The sequence below is a fragment of the Luteimonas sp. GW821-FHT14E02 genome (genome assembly GCF_058803905.1).
Window position 1 is genome coordinate 1 of the sequence record NZ_JBXAPK010000014.1, and the last position, 24,045, is coordinate 24,045.

The window sequence follows — 24,045 nt, forward strand, 5'->3', positions numbered from 1 at the left end:
TGGTGGACCAAAGGAAACCTAACACCGAAAAGTCTCCGGGGCTTAGTGGGGCCTCATGGGGTCTAAAGAGCACTCCTAGAGGCGACCGGCGTCGGGGTTGGAAGGCAGTCCTACAAGCATTCGCAGGCTCCGTATGGCGGTGGCCGAACTCCAGGTCATCGGGGTCGCTCCAATATTGCCGGCCTGTACAGGCGCTGCCGCCGATCGAGGGTGAAGAGGCCTCGTGGGTGGTGCTGGCAGATCTGAACATCTGCGCGGCGGCACGTCGCGAGAAGGGTGCGGCATAAGGTTTTTCTGACCCCTGAGCACGGCGAACGCCGATACCGCTCGACCAACGGGGCCGCCACTCTTTGTCCATGCCAGCAGCGCCTCGCGACGCCCCATTCCCCTGGTCACTCGCGCCCGCCATGACGCCGTATGGACACGGCGTCGCTGGCTGCCCTATTCAGGTTTAGGGCGGCATCGCCCCTTGAACGTGTGATGAACAGCCCCAACATATAGGGGTGCAACGCTGGTCGGTCCCGAAGATGTTGTCTCAAGTGGTGCGACGGGGGGCTGGCAAGGTGCGAGCGACATCACAGGGGAACTGGATGACTCCTACCGCAACAATATCCGAAAGCACTGACGGCACCGCTGACTCTGAGCCTCCCTCGGATGATTCGGCGTCCGTCCCAGACGGGCGATCGAATGAAGTGCCCGCATTGGGGGATGCAGACCTCGCTGCAGAACTGTCGAGGCTGGCGCAAGGCACAGCGCATGTTCTGATCATCGCCAACGCTTTCACAGTGTTCGTGCTCTTTCGGGAGGGCCCGCTTGTGCCTTGGCGCTCACTCGCCGCGGGCGAGTTCGGTGAGGATTGCAGGCGAGCAGTAAAGCCGATGTTGCGTAATCGACTGACGTGGGCGAGCGTATCTGGTGACCCTACGCGCGTTGATTCGAATGCAATCGAGGCGAAGGTTCTAAAGGCTAATGAGCTGGACATTTGGCTCAAGCACGCAGCAGATCTCACCTGTGGCCGAAAGGGAGAGGTGACATCCGCGATCAAAAACGAGTTGCAGTACCTGGCCGGCTGGCGATGCCAGTTCTCCGGTTGCGGCCGCGACTTGGGCGAGCATGGCGCGACTGGTAGCCGCGGACGTTTTAGCTACTTTGCGCACATCGTCGCGGCTTCTCCAGATGGGCCGCGCGGAGATCCAGCATTATCAGAGCGGCTGGCTTCGGATCCGGAGAACTTTTTGCTCCTGTGTGACGAGTGCCATCGCAAAATCGACAAGATCCAACCAGCGGCTTACACGGTGGAAATGCTGCGCAAGATGCGCGAGAACAGCATTGCCGAGGTGAAGCGCTTGCTCGACACGCTACGTTTTCCTTTAGTCGAAACAGTGGCTGTCATCGGCAATATTGCGGGGCAATCTGCGCAGTTCAGCATCAATGAAGCCAAGGAAGCCCTGTGGGGCGCTGGGCTACGTACCGAAGACGCCAAGCCGGCGCGGTACTTCGATCCTGGCGGTCAGCACCATGAAGTCCATTCCGCGGACTATTGGAACTCGCTGTATCGAAGACGGGACCTCGCGCAACTCCAGAGCTTGTTGGATGGCACGCGTACTGGCACTGCCCGTCCACAACTCGCCGTCTTTCCTCAACATTCCACGTCAGTATTGCTGATGGCCGGCCGCGTCCTCGGCGACACTGCGGGCATCCATCTATTTCAGCCCCATCGGGATCAGCCTACCGATGTCTCGCGTTGGGCATGGCCGAAGGGGGAGCCGATCCCGCAGGCAGGGAAGTATAAGGTGGAGACCTTGCGCGAGCCGGCAGGGAAGGAGGAGGCCGCCACTCTTGTCGTAGCGCTGACTTGGGATGTGGCAGCGGAGCGGATGCCACATCCCTGTGCTGGAGATGGTCGATTCCTACTGCCTACGTTGCGAATTTCTGGTCCGACATTCGATCCACATTGCATCAAGCACCCACACGATTTGTTGTTGATCGGGAATGAGGTGGGTAGCGCGATGCGCACCCTACAGGACGAATGGGGCGTGCGAACGGTCCATTTGTTCGTATGCGCGCCAACGTCTGCAGTCATGAAAGTTGGTCAAAAAATGCAGGCTCGGCACCAGGCCGGCTACGTAGTGTATGAGGCCTTACCTGGTGGGCCATCCTCGATGTACAAGCCCACCATTGAACTCACTTCCTTGCACGTGCGCGAGTTGATCACGGGGCAGGGTTCCTATCAGCTATAGACATGAGAACGTCCACATGACGATCGCACATCCTTTGTCGAAACGAATCTTTGATTCTCTGCAATCTCGAAATGAAGCTGATCAGTGGGCTCGTCTAATTGCAAGCCTGCTTCGGAAGCTAGAGCTAAACGCCGCCCATCGTGCGGATGCTGAAACCGAATACAACGTTCTAGCCAACCGGTTGGCGGATAGATTGGGTATTGCGCACCACGATATCCACATTTTTCCGCAGGGCTCGATGCGCACGCAAACTGCTATTAGCCAGCGGTATCCGGTAAAGTTTGATTTGGATCTGGTAGTCCAGTTGACGGGGCCAAAGTACGCCGCACCAGATTCCGAGGTAATGTTTGCCGCTTTCGGCATGGCGTTAAAAGGAAACGAAGGGCAGACCGGCACGCCAGAGGAAAAACGTCGTTGCTGGCGTCTTCCGTATCCTGGCAAGCCCTACTATTTCGATCTTACGCCGGCGATTGCCGATCATACGGGGCGAGCCGGATCGAGTTTGGCCGTACGTGATCCCGATACGCGTTGGGCGCCTTCCAATCCGAAAGAATTTGCGGATTGGTTCTGTAGCAATGCCGAGCGACGATTCCCGTTTCAAGCCGTTTTGAGCAAGGGGTACGCTGATGCCAGGTCGACAACCGACCCGTTGCCAGATGGGGAAGTTGCGTTGGACGATATCCTGCGCCGTTCGGTTCAGCTCTTGAAGCTACATCGTGACACGATGTATTGGGGCGCAGACGAAAAACGCAAAGAAGGAATGCCGATCTCTGTCATTCTTGTCACGTTAGCAACTCAAGCATATGCCGATCTGCTCGCCAACCGACCTTACGATTTCAAATCTCCTATCGAGGTTGTGTTGGCGCTGATCGAGAGCATGCCGAAGTTCATAGAATCGAAATGGGGTGGTTGGCGAGTGGAGAATCCCAAGCTCCCTAGCGAAAATTTTGCAGACAAGTGGAACCAAGATGGCGGACTGCGCCACGGTGAATTCCAACGTTGGCACCGTAAATTGGAGACAGACTTGGAGGCTCTGCTCTATCAAAGCCATCGCCAGGCGACCGAGGATCGGATTCGCAGTGTGTTCGGCGATGCTGGCGTTGAAGCCTGGAAGGCAAGCAGACCAACACCGAGTGTTTTGGACAGCTTGATCGCCACGGCGCCAGGTGTAGCCAGGTCGAACCCTGCTCAGCCTCTGAAGTCTGGATCTTCGAATACCCTTGGCTGACGGTAGCGTGACAACTGATTCGTTCGCGGAGCCCTGGAGGCAGGTTCAGCAGTGGCTGGATCATGGCGCCGGGGCTCCGTGGGCGCAGCGCGATACTCAGGTATCTGGAAAGAGAGGGGCTGCCTGGAGGATCAATCTGCAGGGCGAGGATTGGCCTGTCGATGCTGTGCGGTTATGGCTGCCGGCTGACTTTCCGACGCGCACGTGCGAGTTGTATGTGGACTCACGTTATTTCCTCCGGGTGCCGCATGTAGAGTCTGATGGGCATCTGTGTCTGAGGTTGTCGCCCATCCCGGAGGATTACGAGGACCCTGTCGGTGCCGTGACACGTGCTCTGGAGAAGCTCAAGGAACAGTTGCTGCTCCCGATGCAGGACCCAACATGGGCTGATAAGCAGTTTCACGAAGAACGCGGCTCGTATTGGAGCCAGATGTGCCGACGCCGGCAGAATCAATCGGGTCAGCGCCCAGTGCCTGACCTCACTTTGGTAGACATTGGAGAGTTGAATCTTTGGGCTAGAGCATCGCTGGCAGCTTATGTCCCTGCGAAGGCGAGACGTCGGACCTACGGGGTGCAGATTGCGGTCATGGATGGAGTCGATCCAAACCAACTCGCCGCAACGCACGGATGGGCAAGAGGAACGATGGTGCGAGGCGATGCTCTATTTGTTCGGTTGCCGGCTGACTTGTTATGGACGCCGACTATGTGGCCCAAGACCTTTTCAGACCTCAATGCGCTAATCGTAGATGCAACAGAAGGTGGATTTTCACTCTCACAATGGTTGGAAAAGACTGGCTGGGTTGATGTTCCCGAGGTTAGGTCGAAAAAACACAAGAGGCAGAGTCGAAAGAAAACCACAGACATTCCGCCGCCAGGCCAGCGGCCGCTCCTTGTTACTTTGGTTCACGGAAACACGTTGTTCGGGTATCAGGTCTTTGTTCCGATGTGTGGTCTGTCGGGACCGAACATCGAACCGATCGAGGTGACTCGTGTTGATTCTGACTGGGCCTTGGCGCGCGATCAGCAGCTTGAAGCACTTCATGGCCGAAGGTCTAAGCGTGTCTTGGTGCTCGGTTGCGGTTCTCTGGGAAGCCTGTTGATCAAGGCACTAGCTCGCGCCGGTGTTGGTCAAATTGATCTCGTGGACACGCAATTGATGGAGGCCGAAAATACTTCTCGCCATGAACTTGGAGTCGATGAGATAGCGCAGTCAAAGGCAGAGGCGTTGGCGCGACGACTGCGCAAGGAGATTCCTGGTCTTAGAGCCCGTGGCTTTCTTGCTGGAGCTGAAGCCTGGTGCCTCAAGTATTCTCACCCGGGCGATTACGATCTCGTCGTCGAATGCACAGCGGAATCCTCTGTTCGTACATTTCTGGCGCATAGGCGTACCGAACTGTTTGGCGACTGCCCAATTATTCACGCCTGGGTTGAGCCGTTGTGCAGCGCCGGCCACGTTGTCCTGACGCAGCCCGAAGTCCCGTGGCCCCCCGAGGACCCAGCTGATTCCCTCGTTAACGCTTCAGATTTGTCGGCGGACGACACCCTCATAATCATGCCTGCGTGTGCAGGAGGTTTTCATCCGTATGGTATGGCCGACATCATGCTGGTGGCCGCATTTGCTGCGGAGCGCATCGTAGCCGTGCTCGATGATTCCCGGCAGCCTTCAACAGTCTGGTCGTGGGTAAGGGCTAGCGCCTTCTTTGAGCAGCTGCCGATGACGGTGACGCTACGTCAGATCGTGCCGTCGTCGTCGTCCAAGTCTGATAGTGCCGCGATTACCCGAGATTTGGCCACCGTGTTGGCCAGTTCTTATGAGTGAACGCTCAATGCTTTATCAGTTAGCTGGCGCGAAGTGGTCGCTGCGCTTTAGTGACCAAGCTTTAGCGCTACTCAGCCAACATGTACAACGTGGTCGTTGGAGCAAGGAATCAGTCGGTCAGATCTACACTCGGGACTTGACCGCCAGTGAGGTTATCGTGGACCGAGTCACCGTGCTCTCGCCCACGAGCGCAAGTTGGGGGCGAGTCCGATTCGATACGCATCAGGCTATGGCCGAAAGAGCAAGTTTGTTTACAGAAGGTTTCCACTGTGTAGGGCTATGGCACACACATCCAGAGCCGCGGCCTATACCATCGCCCAAGGATCGGCGACTCGCGCGGGATCACGCGCTTGCGGCCCAGCCACAGTTAGCAGGCCTGCTTTTTGCCATCTTGGGTAACGATCCAATCCCCTTCGGGCTGAGGGTTTGGATTGATGATGGAAATTCGCTCGAAGAAGCGGTCATTGTCGATTTTGGCGGCAAGGGGTGAGGCGGCTTCAGATCTAAAAGCCTGAGATGCAGTATTGATCTCATGCCTTGCGATGGGAAAACGTAGCATTAGGCGACTGATACTGTTTCGGAGGGGGTATGAAAAGAGAGGGGTGGATCCTTGTTAGGGCGTACTGGCCTGCCGCGTTTTTTCTTGGCCTTGGGTTTCTGATGTTACTGACGCTAGGCGGGCTGAGGGATAGTCAGTTTGCCGCGGCTCTATTCAATACCCTGCGGTGGTTGCCACTCGGCCTGCTGGTCTTGGCTCTACTTTTTTTTGTCAGCGCAAGTCACCGTTTGCGCCAATGGGAGAAGGGGGATGCAGCAGGATGTCACCGTTGTGGAGGTCCGCTAGGGTTCGAACACGCTGGTAGAAGTGATAGAGGTGGCTCTTACCGACGTTGCCTTGCATGCGGGAAGGCCGTCAATCATCAGCATTACGAGTAATCGGCCCATTTTCCTAGTTACTCGTGCCGCCATGACGCCGTATAGACGTGGCGTCGCTGGCTGCTTTCGTTGTTCTTGACTGTGTCAGGACAACATGCTCTGATCCCGTCGCCAGTGAGCTTATGGCTCCGGTGTTGTGCCTGCATAGCCCATAGGCTCCAGGTACCCGACTGTCCTCCGGTGGAGGCGCGGGAACGGTGAGGAACCTGCATAAGCCTTCGCCGAAGGCTCGGGCAATCACCCTGCTAGTGGGCCGTTGGCCCCGGTGTAGTGCCTGCATAGCCCATAGGCTCCAGGTACCCGATGGTCCTCCCATGGAGGCCCGGGATTCATTCCCGGGAGCCTCTATGTGCAAACTCAAACGTCTTCGCGCCCAAGCTTTCCAAGCTCAGCAGGGGAGATGCTATTACTGTGGCCAGCCCATGTGGCTGCATTTTCCTCAAGAGCTAGGTACTCGATCGTCCGGCGCATTGCAATGTACCGCTGAGCATCTCTTGGCGCGCTGCAATGGCGGGCGAGACGTGGCCGGCAACATCGTCGCTGCATGCTGGCTATGCAATACCAGAAGGCATAAGCGAAAAAAGCCGTTGGAACCAGTCGCGTACCGAGAGCTGGTACAGCGGCGTGTGGCAATGGGGAGGTGGCGGCGCCAGAAGTGATCCGTCATGTTCAAGAACTTGTACTGGAGATCTCCGTTGCAGTCATTGAGTGGTGGTTTCAGGTCTGCATGCAAGACGTCGACTAACGCGTAACTTCACGCAGTTTGAAGGTAGATTTAATGTCGCTTCTGGAAAAGAGGCATGAATGTCGCTGATGAAGTCGGTGAACTGTTAACTGCGTCATGCCGGTGCCGATGAGTTCAAGATCGGCCAGCAGTGCCAGGAGTAGCTATCCCACGGATACGCCTGGCCCACAGGTACCAGGCATAGATATCATCGGGAAGCGCCTGTTCCAACGGAATCGATAGCGCTACGTAGCCGTCGAGTTCGTCGAAAAGGGGCTGCAGATGCTGCCATTGAGATGGTTCTTCGTTCAGGAGGGTGCGCTGCGCGGAACTCCACTCGAAGAGGAGGTCGACACGCTGGATCAGCGCATCCTGAAACCAGTCGGATGCCGGCGCATGTAAGCGATATCCGGATTGCGCCAGCGTTTTGGCAGCTGCTAGTACGTGTTCGGAGGATCCTCGAAACCACTCCGTGAATCCTCCCGCTGCACTTTGGATGGTCAGAGGCATGGGGGCGTTATGGGCACGGAGCGGACGGCATAGCAGCAACTCGATATCGCGCGCGTCTCGTTCGGTTTCCGTCTCGATCAGCAAGCCGAGTTCAAGGTCAAAGAATTCGTACCACCGTCGATGTAGCGACCGGATGCGTTGCAAAGGATCATGGGAGAACCCAAGCTTGCAAAGGTCCTCGCCAAAGCAGGGGAAGTAGTAAGCGAACCACGGCATGGTGCACAGGATCGTTCAGACGGTGTATGTGGGCGAAATAATTATTCTCGAACTCTGAAAACCACGCTGATTCGCGGTCCTTGCGTGTGCCGCGTCTTGGGGATTCCATGTTCATGCGTGAGCTGGGAGGCATAGCTCATGCGCAGCAAGCTACCCGGCGCCAAGTCCACGACCAGGGTATTGCGATCGCCTGCTTTGGCACGAATCAGCATCCGGCGCTCAGATCCGAGCGAGACGAGGGTAATCGGATGGCCAGAAGTCAGGGTATGCAACTTATCGCTATGCATGGCGACACTGTCTTGACCATCTCGATAGAGATTCATGCCGATGCGAGAGTAGGGCGCAGGGGCCTGCGTTTGCACGCGCGCGTGGATGTCTGACAAGGGAAGTTCAGGAGGCAGAGAGGCGATGTCGTAGCTCGCCAGTAAGCGCGGGACGTCGACGATGCGGTCGTACATGGGACGCTGCATGTGCGTCCAGGCGGCGCGCGTGTGCAGGATTTCGAACCAGTTCTGTGCGGTATCAGGGTCGATGAATCTCGGCCAGTAGCGGACGCCGCCCCCGGTGTCATCGACTAATTGCACCATCGTTGGTGCGTATAGATCATCGGCGAGGTTAGCCAGGGCGTGCATGGCGGGGTCTAGTGGAAATCACGCGACGTGGTCTGCAGGTCGCCCAGCAAGTGACTGAGATCCTGAAGATCGTTTGCGATGAGGTGCTCGACGCCGTCGACCTGTTCCCAACGGCCCCGCACGGCCATCAGACGGGCGCTGAGCAGCGCCTTGCGTCTGCGCAGAGCGACGTGAGACCAAACCACGACATTGACCATGCCGTATTCGTCTTCGAGCGTCACGAAGATAGTGCCCTTGGCCGTGCCCGGCCGCTGGCGCTGCGTGACAATACCGGCGGCATACGCACCACGCCCATGCGGCAAAGCACGCAACTGGCGCGAGTCCAGCACGCGCTGTTGTTGTAGGCGTGGGCGTAGCAATGAGAGCGGATGGGCTTGCAGGGTCAAGCCGACGCTGCGGTAGTCGGAGAGGATGTCTTCGCCCGTCGTGGGCGCCGGCAACGTAATGTCCTCCTCCTCCGGGCTACCGGGGAGCAGGGGGCGTTGGCGTTCGATGCCAGCCACCGCCCAGCGTGCGGCATGGCGGTGTCCGATCAGAGCCTCTAGGGCGCCGGCTTCGGCGAGGACCTGGCGCGCTTTTTCATCGAGCCGTGCGCGCAGGCATAAGTCGCGCACATCGGTGAAGGTGCGCTGTTGTCGCGCCGCGACGATGGCCTGTGCCATGGTTTCTGAGAGTCCGGCGACCTGGCGCAGGCCCAGGCGGATTGCCGGCTGCCCGCTGTCGTCCACGCCGGTGCGGGGATGGCCGCCTTCCAGGATGTTGTCCCAATCGCTGCAAGTCACGTCCACGGGCAGGATGTGGATGCCCTTGCGATCTCCGTGACCGCGGCGCGCATCCTGTACGATCTGACTCGGCGAATAGAAGCCCATCGGCTGCGCGTTGAGCAGGGCGCAAGCGAAGGCCGCAGGTTCATGGCGTTTGAGCCAGCAGCTGATGTAGACCAATTTGGCGAACGAGGCGGCATGGCTTTGCGGGAAGCCATAGGAACCAAACCCCTTGATCTGTTCGAAGATCTGGTCGATGAATTCGGACGAGTAGCCCTTGGCCTCCATCAGTTGCCGAATCCTGACCCGATGCGGCTCCATGTCGCCGCCGCGCCCCCAGGCCGCCATCGAGCGGCGCAGGTTGTCGGCGTCCTCCGGCGAATAGCCGGCATGGATCATCAGCTCCATCACCTGCTCTTGGAACAGCGGAATCCCCAGGGTCTGACCGAGGATGGCTTCAATCCCTTCGGAGGGATATACGACCGGATCCTTGCCCTGCCGGCGCCGCAGGTAGGGATGCACCATGCCGCCCTGGATCGGGCCGGGGCGCACGATGGCCACCTCGATGACCAGATCGAAAAAGTTGTTCGGCTTCAGCCGCGGCAGCATGCTCATCTGCGCGCGGGATTCGATCTGAAAGACGCCGATGGTGTCGGCGGCTTGGATCATGTCGTAGGTCGGCTTGTCGCCTGGCGGCAATCGCGCCAGATCGACGGCGTAGCCACGATGTCGCTCCACCAGTGCGACGGCTTTGCGGATGCAGGTCAGCATGCCCAGCGCCAGGCAGTCGACCTTCAACAGCTTCATCGTTTCCAGGTCGTCCTTGTCCCATTGGATGATGGTGCGCTCGGGCATGGCCGCGTTTTCCACCGGGACAACGGTGGAGAGCGGCGCGTCGCTAATGACGAAGCCGCCGACGTGTTGGGAAAGGTGCCGGGGATGGTCGCGGAGTTGTTCGGTGAGCAGCAGCACGCGTTGAATCAGGGGATTGCCTGGATCGAAGCCCGATTCACGCAGACGCTGTTCCATTGATGCCTCGCCATTGCCCCAGCCGTAGCATTCGGCCAGCAGCGAGGTTTGCTCGGGCGGCAGGCCGAATGCTTTGGCCACATCGCGCACGGCGCTCTTACCCCGGTAGCGGATGACGGTGGCCGCCAGCGCGGCGCGTTCGCGGCCATATTTGTTGTAAACGTACTGCAGCACTTCCTCGCGCCGCTCGTGCTCAAAGTCCACATCAATGTCGGGCGGCTCATTGCGTTCCTTGGACAAGAAGCGGGCCATCAGCAGGCGAGTTTCCTCGGGCCGGACCACAGTGATGCCCAGCGCAAAGCACACTGCCGAATTGGCTGAGGAACCGCGTCCTTGGCACAGGATGTCGCGCGACTTGGCGAAGCGGACGATATCTTCCACGGTGAGGAAGAAGGCTTCGTACCTTAGTTCGGCGATCAGAGCGAGTTCGCTCTCGATCTGCGCGGCCACACGCGTCGGCACGCCCTCGGGCCAGCGCTCGCGCATGCCGGTTTCGGTCAAGGCGCGCAACCAGGTCGTCGGGGTGTGTCCTTCGGGCACCAATTCGGCCGGATAGTCGTAGCACACTTCGTCCATGCGAAACCGGCAGCGCCGCGACAGACGTACAGCGGCGGCCAGGAGTTCGGTCGGATAGATGTTGCCCAGCGCGCGGCGTGTACGCAGGTGACGCTCGCCATTGCGGAACAGGTGCGCGCCGCAATCAGCCAGGGGCGTGTTATGGCGGATGGCGGTCATGGTGTCTTGCAGCACACGCTGGCGGCGCATGGCCATGTGCACGTCACCGGCTGCGACGGGAATCATGTCCAGACGGGCCGCGAGTGCGAGCAGCTGGCGCAGGCGCTCGGCGTCATCTTGCTCGCGATGCAGTTCCACTGCGAGGTGGGCGCGTTCACCCAATAGAGTGCGCAGCCAGTGCCCCTGTGCTTCATCAGGCATGCGTGCCGGCATCCAGAGTGCGAATAGGCCGCAGTTCTGATCGAATGCGTCATCGTGTTTGTTCAGAATGCGCGTCACGTCCTGGCGTGTCAGCTGGTACTGGCCCTTGCGCGCGGCCCGACGCGCCGTGGTGATGAGTTCGCACAATCGGACGTAGCCGGCATAGGTCTCCACCAGCAAGGCGAACTTGGTGCCGCAGCTCAGGGTGAACTCGCTGCCGACGATGAGTGTCAGGCCACTGGCACGTGAGGCTTCCAGTGCCCGCACGATGCCGGCGAGCGAGCATTCGTCGGTGATGGCGAGCGCCTCGTAGCCACAGCGTAGGGCACGCGCAAACAGATCTTCCGCACTGGAAGCGCCGCGCAGGAAGGAGAAATCCGAGAGGCAGTGCAACTCGGCATAGGCGGGCAACTCGTCGTTGTCGGGAACATCATCGTTGGCCGCGCGCAGACTGAGTCGATGCGCTACTTCCCACGCACGCGGTGGCCGCCCGCCCGGCGAGTCGTGGTCTACGGCGTCGTCCCGGCTCATGCGAACCATCCGTGCAACATCCAGCCTGTCTGTTCGCCCGGTGGCGCGAAGGCCCAGGCCTGCTGGCCTTGTGAGGTCTCCAGGACGTAGTAGTCACGGCGCGCGTCGGCGCCATCCCACCAGCCGCTCTCCAGGCGTTCCGGTCCAGAGAGGATGCGGGGCTGCGGATCCCGCAATGGAATGGGGTGTGGGAGTAGCCACAACGGGCGCGGCGGACGTTCCGGCGCAGCATCAATGCGGGCGGCATCCCCAGGTATCCGACGCCAGGCCCGTTCCGGGCGCGGATCACCGGTGGGCGTGATCCGGGATACTGCGTCATCGCCTAGTCGCGCACGCAGACGCTCGCGCAGTTGTGGCCATGGCAGCTGCTGCTGCGGGCGGGTATCGAACAGATCGCGCGTGGCCGGCACAAAAGGTGGCAATTGGCGGGCCAGCAGACGCATCGCCACCACGGGGTGGTCAATCTGCACACGTTCGAGCCGATTGCGGGTCAGTTCGAACAGCATCGCCGGTTCGCGCTCGGCCGCCAGCAATCCGACATCCACGTCGGTGTGGGTGCAGTCGTGTTCCAGCCGCAGGACAAAGCGCTGCACACCACCATCGCGCACCGACAGATATGTGCAGAGGTCGCCGATCAATCGGCGCAACGGGAACAGCAGTGCGGTGTGGCTCTCCACCTCATAGCCGAGTTCCAGGCGTGCGTCGAAATGATCGGGGGGCGCGTAGCAGGTCAGCGGATCTTCGGTCTGTCCATACAGACGATCCAAGTGTTCCAGCACTGCCACGCCAAAACGGCGGCGCACGGCATCGCGCGGCAAGGCGCGCAACGTGCGCAGGTCACGGATGCCCATACGATGCAGACGTTGCCCAGCATCGTCGGGGAGGCGGGCGCTGCGCACCGAGACGCGATCGAGTGAATCGGACATCGCGCCGGGATGCGGTAACGCCAAGCCATCGCGTAAGCCGGCGAACACGTATGCGGCGCGCGGCGTGGGCGCCAGTGCAATACGGTGACTGAAGCCCAGTGCGGTCAGTTCCTCGCGGAGCCGCGCTTCAATACGTGGCCATGGACCCAGCAGACTGAAGCTGGCACGCACTTCCAGCACGATGCAGCCGGGCCACTGCGCACTGACCAGCGAGCTGTGCCGGTAGGCCCACGCAGCGAGGAAGCGCTGCCAGCGCGCCTCGGCCTGTGGGTCGTATTCGACCATCGTGAATTCCGGCAGCAGCGCATGCGCGGTGGTCAGACGCATGCCGGCGCGCAGCCCGGCTTGCGCGGCAGCGGTGTTCACCGCATACAGCGTGCGCAATTGTGCTGGCCCTTCGATCAGCGCCAGCGGCGCTTCGGCGTCAGGCCGGCGGCGGAGGACGGCATCCAGCGCCAGTTGCGGCAGCAGTACACAAGCCCAGAGCATGCGTGCGCCTCAACATGCCACCGGAGCGAAGGCCTGTGTCGGCGCGGGGCCGCCGCGGCACTTCCGCACCTGCCATGCAATACCGTCACGCGCATCGCGCACTGCCTCAATGCGCAGGGCCGCTGCGGAAGGGTTCGCGGCATGGCGTCGATCGCGCAGTGCAAAGCCAAGGCACTGCCCGCTGTCGGCCGCGACCTGCAGACGGCGTAGGGCGGGAGCGTCGGCCTGTGCCGGCCAGCCCACAACGGCCGCGCAGGCACCGCTGCGCAGGCATTGCTCGAAAGCCCATAGTGCATCGCGCGGCGCGGCCTCGACAATTTGCAGGTGCGCGAGATTTACGCCTGCAGCCTGCCACGCTGGCGCATAAGGGAGGTAGGGCGGCGCGATGACGGCCACCGTGTCGCCGGCTTGGGTGAGGCGTGCGAAGGTCGGCGTCAGTAGGGAGAGTTCGCCTACGCCATCGGCGGGGAGGAGTAATTCGGTCAGTGCGCGGCGCGGCCAGCCGCGTTGCGGCAGCAGTGCATCGAGCGCGTCATGGCCGGTAGGCTCGCCATCGGCAGCGATGACGGCGTTGCGCCCGGCATGCCAGAGCGTGCGCGCGGAGAGCAGGGCGTCCAGAGCGATCACGGCGCTCATTTCAGCCGCGCCGGACCAAGCCGCAGTAGACGCCCTCGATGGCGAAGTCCTGGCCCGGCTGTATATCGATGGGGGCATGAGCAGGATTGCGCGGTAACAGGCGGATGCGCTGCGATTCGTGGCGCAGACGCTTGATGGTGAGTTCGCCATCGATGCGCGCCACTACCGTCTGGCCGTCGTGTGCCTCGGGCGTGCGATGCACGCCCACCAGATCGCTGTCGAGGATGCCGTCGTCGATCATCGAATCGCCCTGCACTTTGAGCAGGTAGTCGGGGGTGGGGGAGAACAGTCTGCGATCCAGCCAGAGTTGCTCGTCCAGGCCGATGTCCGTGCCGATCGGTTGGCCGGCGGCCACACGCCCCAGGACCGGCAGCGGTAGCAGGTCGGTTGGCCCGCCCGGCAGGCGCAGGCCACGCTTTTGGCCAGGGATCAATTCCAGTAGGCCGTCGGCCACGAGCGCCTGTACATGCTTCTGCGCGGCATTGCGCGAGGCGAAGCCAAAGGCGTCGGCGATCTCGGCCAGGCTAGGCGCTCGCCCGGCCGTCAGTTCGCGGCGCAGGAAGGCCAGCACATTGGCGCGTTGCGGGGGGAGGGCGTCGACAGGCTTCATGGGTGTGCATATGTACACCTATCTATCTCAGAAAGCGAGATTGCCGTCTCAACAGTATTTGTTAGTAATCATAAGTACGATTAAGATCTACTTATGCCAACGAACAGATACGCGACCGCCCTTGCCGCGGCGATGGAAGCTAAGCCCATCAAGATCTCGGAGCTTGCGCGCCACATCGGCACGTCTCCGAGCTACGTTTCACAGTGCAAAGCAGGCAAGCTCGCGTTGACGGACTCCTATGCCGAGCGGGTTGCCGCAGTGCTTGGGGTGGCACCGGAAGATATCAGCGAGCAATACGCGCGCAAGAAAAAAGCGGGTGCGGCTCTGGAACGCATGGGCCTTCGTCCTCAAGATTCTGAGCCGGGGCATGTTCGTCTCGATCTGCTGCCCAACTTCGGGCCAGCGGTGGACGAACTGACGCACGTCATCCTTCCGCAAGCGATGGTACAGCGCAAGATCGGATTCACAGCCATTGAGCGTATTCGATGCGCCTTCAACCCAACTCGAGCCATGGCCCCTGAGATCGAGCATGGCGCATTGTTGCTGCTCGATACTACGGCGCGCCGGGTGGGGGACATCGTAGATGGCATGGTCTACGCGTACCAACTCTACGGCCATGCGGACGTGAGGCGATTCCTGCTGAATAGGCAACAATTACAGGTTGCCGGCAATGGCGACGATACCACTCGGCTGACGGAAGAGGATCTTGCTCAGCTGAAGATTCTGGGCTTGGTCGTCGCGCACTTTTGATCGGGCTATTCAAGCGCTGAAAGCCCGAGGGTTTCACGCATTCCTAACGCTTTAGCATGTGAGACTCCCCCTTAAGTAAGAGGGGGTGCAGATGCTCGGGCTGTTCAAATGGATTGAAGGCGAGCTTCGTGGATGGTGGGGTGTCGCAGTAGGTGCGGCATACGCGTTTTGTTTCGTGGCGTTACGCCCGTTATCGACAGATCAGTGGTATCTCCCGGCCGGGCTACGAGTTGCAGCACTCTTGCTGTTGCCGGTTCGGCTGTGGCCATTTATATACGTTGGCGAGGTAGCCGCGCTCATCTACGCCCGCACACCACTCATTGAGATGTACGGGGTGACTTGGTTGTTGATCTCTTCCGCAGTGCTGATGCCAGCAGTGGCGGGCATCGTCTATTTGCATAGGAAGGTCCTGGCGACTGGACACGTCTACTGGTTTCTTTCTGTCGCCGCAATGTCGGCGATCGTAGTCTCGTTGCTCAATATTGCAACGACGTACTACCTGATGCATCCGCAGACCGAACATGTGACATGGGACAGCACAACACGCTACATCGTGGGCGATTACCTGGGCATGCTGATGCTCGTGCCAATGGCGATGTTGCTGAAGCAGCGCGCGGTGTCGGGTGCGTTCCCAAAGAATCTAGGACGTGATACTGCCTGGTCGTTGACGGTGGTGGCATTGCTTTGCGCAATCCTTGTGGGAGGGCCTGATCTCACTACCTCGCATCAGCACAGTCTGCGCGTGCTGATGATCGTTCCCGCGGCCGTCCTGACGTTCTTGCACGGCTGGCGTGGAGCGGCCATAGGAGCTGCAGGCGTCAATCTGGCGATTGGCCTGACCATGAAGCGGACAGACGTTCTCGGGACCTACGACACGAACGTCTTTCTCGCGCAACAAATCCTGGCGCTTTCCGGCACGATTCTGCTGGGCTTCGGTTCGCTTATTTCGCGATATTCGACCCAGGTGCGGCACTCCGGTCGTGCACAAAGAGAAGCGTATGCAGCCGCTCGATCGAGCTATGCAGCCAGTGAGCGCGAAATTCAGAGGCGAGCGAAAGAGTTCCTCCAGATCGGCGATGACCTTCGAAGGGCCTACGTGGAGGGGGCGCAAGAGTTGCGCAACAATGGCCTCTACAATGCCGCGATGGATATGCTTAATTCAGGAGCAGAGAGGTCACGGGAGATAAGAGACCAATTGATCTTGCTCTTTCCCGAAGAGATCGAGTCAGCAAACCTGTATCGCGCGCTGAGTAGTGGGCTCATCGCGGAAGCTTGGCAGCGAGATGGGCGAGTGGATCGGAGTTTGCGGGGCAATGCAGATTTGCTGAGCTTCGATCTGCAGCTCGCGTCCTACCGAATCATCTGCGACATCGTCGGCCTTTTGCAAAAGGCCGGACATCACCATCTACGTTTGAAAGTTCGCTGCAGCCGCCGGCGGGCGCGCGGCGGTGTCGTCATCCATATCTCGCAGGCCGACCCGAGCGGCCCTGGCTTCAAGCCAGAGTTCGAGTCGCTCGATAATGCTTATGTGGCCGGACGCGTATTGGCATACGGCGGCATCATCCACCGCCGTAGCCATCGAATCAGTGTGCTCATGCACGAGCCGACTGATGCCACTCAGCGGCTCGCAATGCAGAATGACTCAGGGCGTCGGTTTACGAACTGACCAGAGGGTTCCGCTGGTCGTCGCGTAGGCGATAAGTTCTACATTCTGATCGCGGTATATAACGCGAGGGATAGACGTCGCTGGAATCGGGATGGGCTTTTGAGGCGTCGAAATTCTGGCGACGTCCGCGCCTGCCGGGAGTACCGCGAAGTCGTCATCGATGTAACTCACGATGCCCCGCACATTGCCATTCAGGTCATTGATCTGAAGGTAGTGGATCGCATCATTCTCGAACGTGTAGACGCTCCAATTTGTGTCAACACTCATGTCGACGGCGGCTGGGTGAGCTTCTCCCAGACCGGTTTTGGTCTTGGGATCCCCGTGCCCGCCTGAAGGTTGCGCGAAAGCGGGAGACGCCAACAGCGTCAGTAAGAGCCATCCCGATTGCTTTGTCCAAGTCCGCATCGCCAATCCCCCGGTGAGGGATGCCAACAGCATCCCGCTGTTAATAACTGTTGACTTCTTACGTTTACTGTTGTGTAGTTAAAAAACTACGAATTGAGGCTAGCACAATGCTCCATTCCACCCAGGTGAATCCGATCGATTGGAGAGGTGACGAGGCTCCCACCGCGGTTCCGGCGTGGCCGAAACTTGGCCCGGCCACGCCGGATCCTGCGATGGACCGGGCGCAGGCGCTGGCGGCACTGAATTCGGCAATGCGGACCCTAGCTGGAAGCAGCGAGCACGCGTCCTTAGTTCGCAGTCTCGATGCGGCATATGCCTACTTTGACCAGGCCACGGCTGAGTCGGAGGTACGAGGGGTCGTTTTCTGGAATGCGGCGCTCCGCGCCGCGGACATTCAGATCCGAACGATGACGCTACCGCGTGCGGGATGGTCTGCCGACGCTCAATCCAGCGCGTGTGCCTGCGCGCTCGCGGTGCGCAACTTAGTTATCGATTCCACCTTCATGACACCCGAGCAGCAGACGAGGGAAGTAGAAGCTCGCGTTGATCCTGGCGCATTCCGTTAACTGTAGAGCCGTGGACTCGTCATCTGCTATTGCCGGCGGGAAGTATGTGATCGCTGAGGATCACACCTCGATCCGGCTCATGGTCAGGGAGATATTGGAAAGCAGGCTAGGGGCGGAACCGGAACGCATACAGGAGGCCAAGAACGGCGACGAGTTGCTGCAGCTGGCGGATCACGATGGATTGCAAGATCGCTTCGTGGTGCTCGATCTGGTGATGCCTGGTGAGTACAAGCGCGTCTCTCTCCTCAAAGCACTGCTGCGGCGTTCACCGAACGCAAAGGTTGTCGCCTATTCCGGCGATGAAAGTCCGCTTCTCGCGTTGGCGGTCCTGAAAGGCGGTGCTATGGGGTATGTCACCAAAGCCAGCTCGGTGTGGACCCTGGTCGAGGCCCTCCAGACGGCGCACGCCGGCAACAAGTACATCGACCGACATATCGATATTGCCAGCGCCCAAGCACATCCTTGGTGGCGCCTGTCGGAAATCGAGCGCGCGGTGGTCGTTGAAGTTTGCAAGGGAAAAACATTGATGGACATGGCTCAGGCATCGGGCAAGGCGTATGCCACGCTACGGAGCCAAAAACGCGATGCGATGCGGAAGCTGGGCGTGCGGAGCGACATCGAGCTTCTGTCGTTCATGCATGACCATGGACTGCTGTTCGAAATGGGGTTGTAAACAAATGTGCACAGCGCCTCGGAAAAGTCTGACCGGAGAACGCGACGAATCCCGACTGCACGGTGCCGTACTTGCGGGCATCCTGAACTTACCCGGCAGCACGCCTATGCGCCAGCAATGGACGCTGCTCAGCAACGGAAATAGGCGCGGCCTTGAGCAAGCCGTGAAGCTGTGCCGGGACTTTTTTCTTGACGGCGTGACACATGGGGTCAGGCAGGCGGCAGGAAGTCGCCGGGGTTCATGCCGTCATCACGAGATCACGTTTTAGCGTGGATGCTGGCGCCGTTTGCGCCTGTATCCATGAGTTGGATGCCTGCTATGAAACTCAACGTCAAGGAGACCAAATGAAGAGGATTCAATCTCGTGCCCGGACGTGCATCGCCAGCCTCGTGGTAGGCGTCCTGTTGACCATATCTGTGGGCAGCGCCAACGCGCAATGGGCCGTCTATGACTACATGGCCCAAAAATCGCGAATGAAGGAGTACCTGGAAACCGCGAAGCGCTGGAAGGATCAGTACGATCACTACAAGCAGCAGCTCATCGACTTCAAAAGCCTCAATTTGATGTCACCACAGTACATGGATGACTTTCCCGTCCGTCAACTCGATTACGGGATGAAAGAGTCGTGCCCAGGATCTGAAGCGGGCATCAGCGTGACCAGCGCGATCGAGGCCGTAGTGCCGAAGATGACCGGCAATCTCTCGGCCGAGCAGACGAAGTTGTGCCAGCGCATCGTTCTCGCGGAGAACCGCAAGTACAACGACACCGTCATGATGCTCAAGAAGATGGCGAAGGATCAACAGGACTTCTACAGCAAGATCGAAGTGCAGCGCATGAGTGTCGGCACGAGCCAGGGCGCGCTCGCAGCGAATGACAACGAAGTGAACCGATACCTATCCCGTGTGACGACGGACGTCCAATATTGGGAGGCGCGGATGACGGCCTACAACAATTACATCGAATCGTTGAAGTGGGATCAGGACCGGATCGCCAAGTGTGCCCTGCGCGGGTGCCCGAAGGGATTCATGGATCAGATCATCGGTAATGTGGTCGAGGCCAGCACATTGGCGGCGGCGCTCAAGATCAACGAGTAACGAGAAGCGCGGGGCGGATGATCCGCCTTCAAACAGGGGATGGAGCAGGGCAATGAATGGAATGTTGAACTTTTGGGATTTCCTCACGCCCAAGGTTGCCACGGTGGGCGACTTCGTATTCTTCCGGCTGATTGAGGTCTGGCTGGACAACAAGATCGAGAACTTCGGACAAGACCTGCTCGGGCGCACGATGGCGCTCGTCAGCGCCGTCGCGCTCGTGCTGGTGACGCTGTGGGTGCTGATGATTGGCTACCAGATCGTTGCCGGAAAACTGCAGGAATCGTTCTCGGCGTTGGTGATGCGCGGGGCCAAGGTGGTGGTCATCGTGGCGATCGCATCGGGTGTCGCGTTTACCAACAAGGATTTCTACGATTTCTTTACCCGTGATCTGGACAAGGCGGTCCATTCGGTCTTCACCGGAGAGGACGACAAGACGACGGAATCCGTCATCGACAAAAATCTGGCCTATACGCAGGTGGCGTTCACCGCGATCGATTCGATTCAGACGGTGGGTGTGGACAAGGAGGCCCAACAGGAGAAGTGGATGAACATCGTCCTGTCCGGCGCCGGAACCGCGGGCCCGCCGATCATGGCCGGGACCATGTTGCTGTTCTTCAAGGTGATGATGGCGTTCTTCGTCGGTTTGGGGCCGATCTTCATCATGTGCCTGATCTTCGATGCGACCAAGGAGCTTTTCAAGCGTTGGCTGCACTACGGTATCGGCTTGCTGTTCTCGATGGCGGCATTGAGCGTGATCTCGTCATGGGTGCTGGATTTGACGTTGTCGGTCGCCGAAGGTTATTGGGGTGCGTTCGCCATCAAGAAGGCACTAGATATCTCGACAGAAGGCGTCACATCGCTGGCGATGCAGCAGGGCTTCATTGGACTCATCATGACGCTGCTCATTGTGTCCGTGCCGCCCGCCGTGGCGTACTTCATCGGTGGGCCGATAGGCAACTTCATGGCTTACTCTGCGTTTAATGCCACACAGGCATCACCAGGGCCGCAGGGGCAGCCGCCAGGATCGCAGCAGTACACCCCACCCCCTGCCAATCAGCAGGTGCCTACAGAGATAAAAGACACTGGCGGGTTTGCACAGCAAGCAGGATTGCGCGTAACCGCTAGTTCAGCGCCGTCATCTGATATTGATTTTAAACGGAAGGGGTGAAGTATGAATCGCGCATATTTTCTGCTAATGGTGCTCGCACTTCCAGTGGGGGCTCATGCGGAAGGCGGGTGCCCGCCAGGGCAGTACCCATCAACACCAACCCCGCAAGGCGGAGTCGCAGCTTGTTATCCAATGCCAAACGGCGGAGCGGCGCAACCGCCCCAGCCAGTGTGGTCTACCAGATGGGGCGCGTTTGCAACCGATGCAACGACGGCGAGCCTGGGCGTTGCAACGGATATGCAAAGTAAGCGAAAAGCAAAAGCCGCAGCAATTGAGGCGTGCGAATCAAATGGTGGAAAAAAATGCACTGTTGACCTGACGTTTAACAATCAGTGCGCAGCTATGGTTATTGGTGAAAAGAAGATGGTGTTCAAAGGAGCGCCAACCGAGGAGATGGCGGTTAGCCTGGCGATGGAAGACTGTAAGTCGATGAATAGCAGCTGCAAGCTATATCAAACGGCATGCAGCGTGGCGGCGCGAGTCCAATAGCTGCATATTCAAAAGAAGGGATTCACTATGAAAAGAATGCTTCTGCTGGCGGCGATGTTACCCGCAGCGACATCTTCATACGCGCAATCGGGCGGCGGCTACTACGAGTTCATTCCTTATTACAACAACAATCCTTTTGTCTTCTGCACCGTTGGTGTGCCACAAGATTGCTGGGCGCCGATCAGCAAGGAGTTTGGCACGTTCACGGTGACGAACCCTTACTGCTTCAATGCCTATTCGGCCCAGCTGTTCGCGCGCGTCTGTCCGAAGGCGTTCCCGTATGGTCCGTTGCCGCCTCCGGTTACAGCAAGCGTCGATCCGGCCAATGCTGACGTGCCGTAATCACCAGGGGAGAGAGATGCGAAAGACAGGGGGCGTCAATTGGATTCGAATGGCGGGGCGCTTGCAGGACGAGGTCGCGCTTACGTTTCTTACATTCTTGCTTGCGGTCGCTGTCTCGATGCTCGGCTTTCAGACCAAGCTCGCCTGGTTGCTGTCATTGACCAAGTTGATTGTTGTTGTAGTCGCACTATTGGAACTCGGTGTCGCCATAACTGGGGCGTATCTGGTCCTCATGGCCTGGCGTTACGTACGCAAGCATTGGAGACGTGTGCGTAGTCCGGTTGCCTCTGGCCTTCGGACAGCTGTGAGGCGCGCCGTGTTCGCGTCATTCCATATGTGGGCAACCGCCGTCGCCGTGGTCGTGCTTCCCTTCGTGATTGATGTTGTCAAGAAGGTGCCAGAGTTCGGCATGGTCTATTCGCTCCTGCTTCTCATGTTGGGCGCGCAGTGGTTGCTTCTGCGGCCCTACAAGGAGTTAGCAGAAGTTGTAGACGAAAGCCTGCGCTTGCGTCATGTTCGCGTAATCAACGTCTAAGCAGGAGATCCGCATGCGCGTCACGGCGGGTAATCGAAAGTCCACGTTCTATGCAATTGCCGCCTCCCTGTTTCTTATCGCAGGATGCCAAGCGGCTGAGTCGGAGAAACAGATGGTCGTGTTCAAGAAGAACCAGGCGCCGAAGAAGGCGTATCAGATCACCATGCGGATAGAAAACGCCCCTGGTCCATTCGACGTGATTGAGGGCAGCGTAAGCTACGACATTGTCAGTAAAGAATGCTTGCCGCCAGCAGATAGCATCTCAGGAGTGCAGACAACGAGAGATCGTGAATCTGTTTCTGTGAATTATCGGAAATCAGCCGATGGAACTTATACCGGCGTTCTTTATGCCGATCAAATGATTGATGGCGATTACTTTGGGAAAGGAGTTTGTCGCTGGCGGCTGGGCAATACGAGTGTGACTTTGAAAGCTTCAGGCCGTGCGGGGGAAACTAGTTTTATTCCTGCGCTCGTATCAGAACAAATTGTGGGACAGCAGTCTATGACGGCGCTATTCCGCAAAGCTTCATATCCCATCGATGCCGATGTACCTGGTCTCAAGTCGTACGGGCGAAAGGTCGTTGCGAACGCGTCGCAAAGTGATGTTAAGGAAGGCTTCTTTGCAATAACGCTTACATCCAAGGAGACGGTGCCGTGAGTATGGAAACCCAGCAGCTCGCCAATCTTGCGAGCGATTCATATAAGGATCGGCTGCCTAGCAATGATCCGATCACGATAGAAGGTGTTCATTACAGAATTCTTGACCATATTGATCGCCCGTCGGGTTATCAGGGCACTATCTATCAACGCGTAGACACTGGCGATATTGCCGTCGCCCATCGTGGGACAGAACCGAAGCTACTTGAGCCGATGTTGAAGGATGGCGCTATAACGGATGGGGCCATGGTGTTTGATCGAACAAACCCGCAGCTGCGAGATGCTGAGGATCTTACGAGGCGGGCGATTCAGCTGGCTGCAAAAAACGATGGCGGATATCAGCCGCCACCAGAAGTCTCTGTCACGGGGCATTCTTTAGGCGGCTGCCTCGCTCAGATCACAGCTTACAAGTTCGGGTTACGTGGAGAGACCTACAATGCTTATGGTGCCGTAAGCCTGGATTACGGTATCCCCGAAGGTGGCAACAAAGTCATCAATCATGTGATGGCTGCCGATCCAGTGAGTGCTGCAGGCCGGCACTACGGGGAAATCAAGGTGTATGCAACGCCGAAAGAGTTGGGGATTCTCGATCAGATCGGGAAGTACGACAACGATCGCAGTCAGTTCGACATGCGCACTCCGGTTGTCGCTGCGCTTGCATCAGCTGGCTCACACGGCATGCACCATTTCACGAATAGGGACGCAGCTGGACGGGGGGATCTTTCTGTGCTTGCCGATCCCGCAGCCCGGAAGCTCGCCGAAACGTTTGACCCGATGATCGACAAGTACCGGAGCGATATCCGCGTGATCCGTGGCGGGGCTTCGCTTGCTGGTGATTTGCACAAGTTGCCCGAACAGGTCGCCGAGTCGGTGAATCAGGCGCTCCACGGTCGCTCAGTGATCGGGCCCGAGCAAGAGGCGAGAGATCCGCATGCGCTGCCGCCAGCCAGTTTGCGGAAGCCCGATGAGTCGCCGGGCGATGTTCGCCCGCCGTGGCCTGGTCATCCTGACTATCCGTTATTCAGTGCGATCCGCGGCAAGCTTCCCGAGTCAGTCTCGGATGACAAGGTGATGCATGCAACCTTGCTGGCGAAGAAGGAGGGCATCCAGCCGGATCGGGTGGAAACGCACGTCAAGGGCGACAACGTTTGGATGGCGGCGAACTTCCCGCCAGGGTATCGCGTCAGCTTCAATGTGAGCGAACCGACGCCGCCGCTGCAGGAAACCATGAAGCAGTCGCAAGCGTTGGATGTGCAGATGGCGCAGCAGCAGACGCCGAACAATCCGACGCAAGGGAATCCAGGGCGGTCGTTATAGATTTAAGGGGGATCATCCAGCCGTCGCAGGCTATGCGATCCCTAAACGCTACTCTGTCTAGCTGGAGTGCATAAGGGCTGCGGTGCCTTCGCAAAGCCGCGAGAATTTCAGCCATATTCCGGCCGGAATATGGCTTTGGGGTAGGGGCAGTTCGATC

The 24,045-nt window shown here is 59.0% G+C and carries 22 protein-coding genes and 1 pseudogene; 15 read left to right on the forward strand and 8 right to left on the reverse strand.

The window, feature by feature from the left end:
- Positions 1-590: 590 nt before the first annotated feature.
- From AC1RNP_RS17995 to AC1RNP_RS18010, 4 genes and pseudogenes are all read left to right on the forward strand, one after another.
- Positions 591-2,240 (forward strand): SAVED domain-containing protein, encoded by a 1,650-nt coding sequence (locus AC1RNP_RS17995; protein ID WP_493052671.1) that lies wholly within the window; start codon positions 591-593, stop codon positions 2,238-2,240.
- Between the two features lie 16 nt (positions 2,241-2,256).
- Complete coding sequence (locus AC1RNP_RS18000) at positions 2,257-3,468, forward strand: nucleotidyltransferase domain-containing protein (RefSeq protein ID WP_493052672.1); 1,212 nt, start codon at positions 2,257-2,259, stop codon at positions 3,466-3,468.
- A 322-nt stretch (positions 3,469-3,790) separates the two neighbouring features.
- On the forward strand, positions 3,791-5,287 hold the full coding sequence (locus AC1RNP_RS18005) for a ThiF family adenylyltransferase (protein ID WP_493052673.1): 1,497 nt from the start codon (positions 3,791-3,793) through the stop codon (positions 5,285-5,287).
- A 7-nt stretch (positions 5,288-5,294) separates the two neighbouring features.
- Positions 5,295-5,606: pseudogene (locus AC1RNP_RS18010) on the forward strand (Mov34/MPN/PAD-1 family protein); the annotation flags it as partial.
- 48 nt (positions 5,607-5,654) lie between these two features.
- Here AC1RNP_RS18010 and AC1RNP_RS18015 read toward each other — a convergent pair.
- Positions 5,655-5,846, reverse strand: a complete 192-nt coding sequence (locus AC1RNP_RS18015; protein ID WP_493052761.1) for a hypothetical protein — start codon at positions 5,844-5,846, stop codon at positions 5,655-5,657.
- Between the two features lie 724 nt (positions 5,847-6,570).
- Between AC1RNP_RS18015 and AC1RNP_RS18020 the strand changes: the two genes are divergently transcribed.
- Entirely contained in the window at positions 6,571-6,882 is a 312-nt protein-coding gene (locus tag AC1RNP_RS18020; protein ID WP_493052674.1) for an HNH endonuclease, read from the forward strand.
- Between the two features lie 200 nt (positions 6,883-7,082).
- Here the strand turns inward: AC1RNP_RS18020 and AC1RNP_RS18025 are convergent, their stop codons facing one another.
- The 6 genes from AC1RNP_RS18025 to lexA are packed head-to-tail and all read right to left on the reverse strand — an operon-like array spanning position 7,083 to position 14,226.
- Positions 7,083-7,673, reverse strand: coding sequence for a GIY-YIG nuclease family protein (locus AC1RNP_RS18025; protein ID WP_493052675.1), 591 nt, complete (start codon positions 7,671-7,673; stop codon positions 7,083-7,085).
- A 41-nt stretch (positions 7,674-7,714) separates the two neighbouring features.
- Complete coding sequence (locus AC1RNP_RS18030) at positions 7,715-8,305, reverse strand: alpha-ketoglutarate-dependent dioxygenase AlkB (protein ID WP_493052676.1); 591 nt, start codon at positions 8,303-8,305, stop codon at positions 7,715-7,717.
- An 8-nt stretch (positions 8,306-8,313) separates the two neighbouring features.
- Positions 8,314-11,565: an error-prone DNA polymerase gene (locus AC1RNP_RS18035; RefSeq protein ID WP_493052677.1), complete on the reverse strand. Its 3,252-nt coding sequence runs from the start codon at positions 11,563-11,565 to the stop codon at positions 8,314-8,316.
- The gene (locus tag AC1RNP_RS18040) at positions 11,562-12,980 is read right to left on the reverse strand and encodes a Y-family DNA polymerase (protein ID WP_493052678.1); all 1,419 of its coding nucleotides are present in this window, start codon (positions 12,978-12,980) and stop codon (positions 11,562-11,564) included. The genes AC1RNP_RS18035 and AC1RNP_RS18040 overlap by 4 nt, the downstream gene beginning before the upstream one ends.
- 9 nt (positions 12,981-12,989) lie before the next feature.
- Complete coding sequence (gene imuA, locus AC1RNP_RS18045) at positions 12,990-13,616, reverse strand: translesion DNA synthesis-associated protein ImuA (protein ID WP_493052679.1); 627 nt, start codon at positions 13,614-13,616, stop codon at positions 12,990-12,992.
- A 1-nt stretch (position 13,617) separates the two neighbouring features.
- Positions 13,618-14,226 carry a transcriptional repressor LexA gene (gene lexA / locus AC1RNP_RS18050; protein WP_493052680.1) on the reverse strand — a complete coding sequence of 203 codons (609 nt, stop codon included), beginning with the start codon at positions 14,224-14,226 and terminating at the stop codon, positions 13,618-13,620.
- Between the two features lie 93 nt (positions 14,227-14,319).
- Between lexA and AC1RNP_RS18055 the strand changes: the two genes are divergently transcribed.
- Complete coding sequence (locus tag AC1RNP_RS18055; protein ID WP_493052681.1) at positions 14,320-14,976, forward strand: helix-turn-helix domain-containing protein; 657 nt, start codon at positions 14,320-14,322, stop codon at positions 14,974-14,976.
- Between the two features lie 91 nt (positions 14,977-15,067).
- Positions 15,068-16,642, forward strand: a complete 1,575-nt coding sequence (locus AC1RNP_RS18060) for an MASE1 domain-containing protein (RefSeq protein WP_493052682.1) — start codon at positions 15,068-15,070, stop codon at positions 16,640-16,642.
- Here AC1RNP_RS18060 and AC1RNP_RS18065 read toward each other — a convergent pair.
- A complete protein-coding gene (locus AC1RNP_RS18065; RefSeq protein ID WP_493052683.1) occupies positions 16,619-17,080 on the reverse strand; it encodes a hypothetical protein in 462 nt (153 codons plus the stop codon). The genes AC1RNP_RS18060 and AC1RNP_RS18065 overlap by 24 nt on opposite strands.
- Before the next feature lie 543 nt (positions 17,081-17,623).
- Between AC1RNP_RS18065 and AC1RNP_RS18070 the strand changes: the two genes are divergently transcribed.
- The 8 genes from AC1RNP_RS18070 (at position 17,624) to AC1RNP_RS18105 (ending at position 23,888) form a co-directional block, all read left to right on the forward strand.
- A complete protein-coding gene (locus AC1RNP_RS18070; RefSeq protein WP_493052684.1) occupies positions 17,624-18,286 on the forward strand; it encodes a response regulator in 663 nt (220 codons plus the stop codon).
- Positions 18,287-18,630: 344 nt separating this feature from the next.
- The gene (locus AC1RNP_RS18075) at positions 18,631-19,380 is read left to right on the forward strand and encodes a hypothetical protein (RefSeq protein ID WP_493052685.1); all 750 of its coding nucleotides are present in this window, start codon (positions 18,631-18,633) and stop codon (positions 19,378-19,380) included.
- Between the two features lie 52 nt (positions 19,381-19,432).
- Positions 19,433-20,548 carry a TrbL/VirB6 family protein gene (locus AC1RNP_RS18080; protein ID WP_493052686.1) on the forward strand — a complete coding sequence of 372 codons (1,116 nt, stop codon included), beginning with the start codon at positions 19,433-19,435 and terminating at the stop codon, positions 20,546-20,548.
- Positions 20,549-20,680: 132 nt separating this feature from the next.
- Positions 20,681-21,037 carry a DUF4189 domain-containing protein gene (locus AC1RNP_RS18085; protein WP_493052757.1) on the forward strand — a complete coding sequence of 119 codons (357 nt, stop codon included), beginning with the start codon at positions 20,681-20,683 and terminating at the stop codon, positions 21,035-21,037.
- Positions 21,038-21,073: 36 nt separating this feature from the next.
- Positions 21,074-21,379, forward strand: a complete 306-nt coding sequence (locus AC1RNP_RS18090) for a hypothetical protein (RefSeq protein WP_493052687.1) — start codon at positions 21,074-21,076, stop codon at positions 21,377-21,379.
- 16 nt (positions 21,380-21,395) lie between these two features.
- Complete coding sequence (locus AC1RNP_RS18095; protein WP_493052688.1) at positions 21,396-21,914, forward strand: hypothetical protein; 519 nt, start codon at positions 21,396-21,398, stop codon at positions 21,912-21,914.
- 13 nt (positions 21,915-21,927) lie between these two features.
- Complete coding sequence (locus AC1RNP_RS18100) at positions 21,928-22,572, forward strand: hypothetical protein (protein ID WP_493052689.1); 645 nt, start codon at positions 21,928-21,930, stop codon at positions 22,570-22,572.
- A gap of 2 nt (positions 22,573-22,574) precedes the next feature.
- On the forward strand, positions 22,575-23,888 hold the full coding sequence (locus AC1RNP_RS18105) for a lipase family protein (RefSeq protein ID WP_493052758.1): 1,314 nt from the start codon (positions 22,575-22,577) through the stop codon (positions 23,886-23,888).
- The last annotated feature ends 157 nt before the right edge of the window (positions 23,889-24,045 follow it).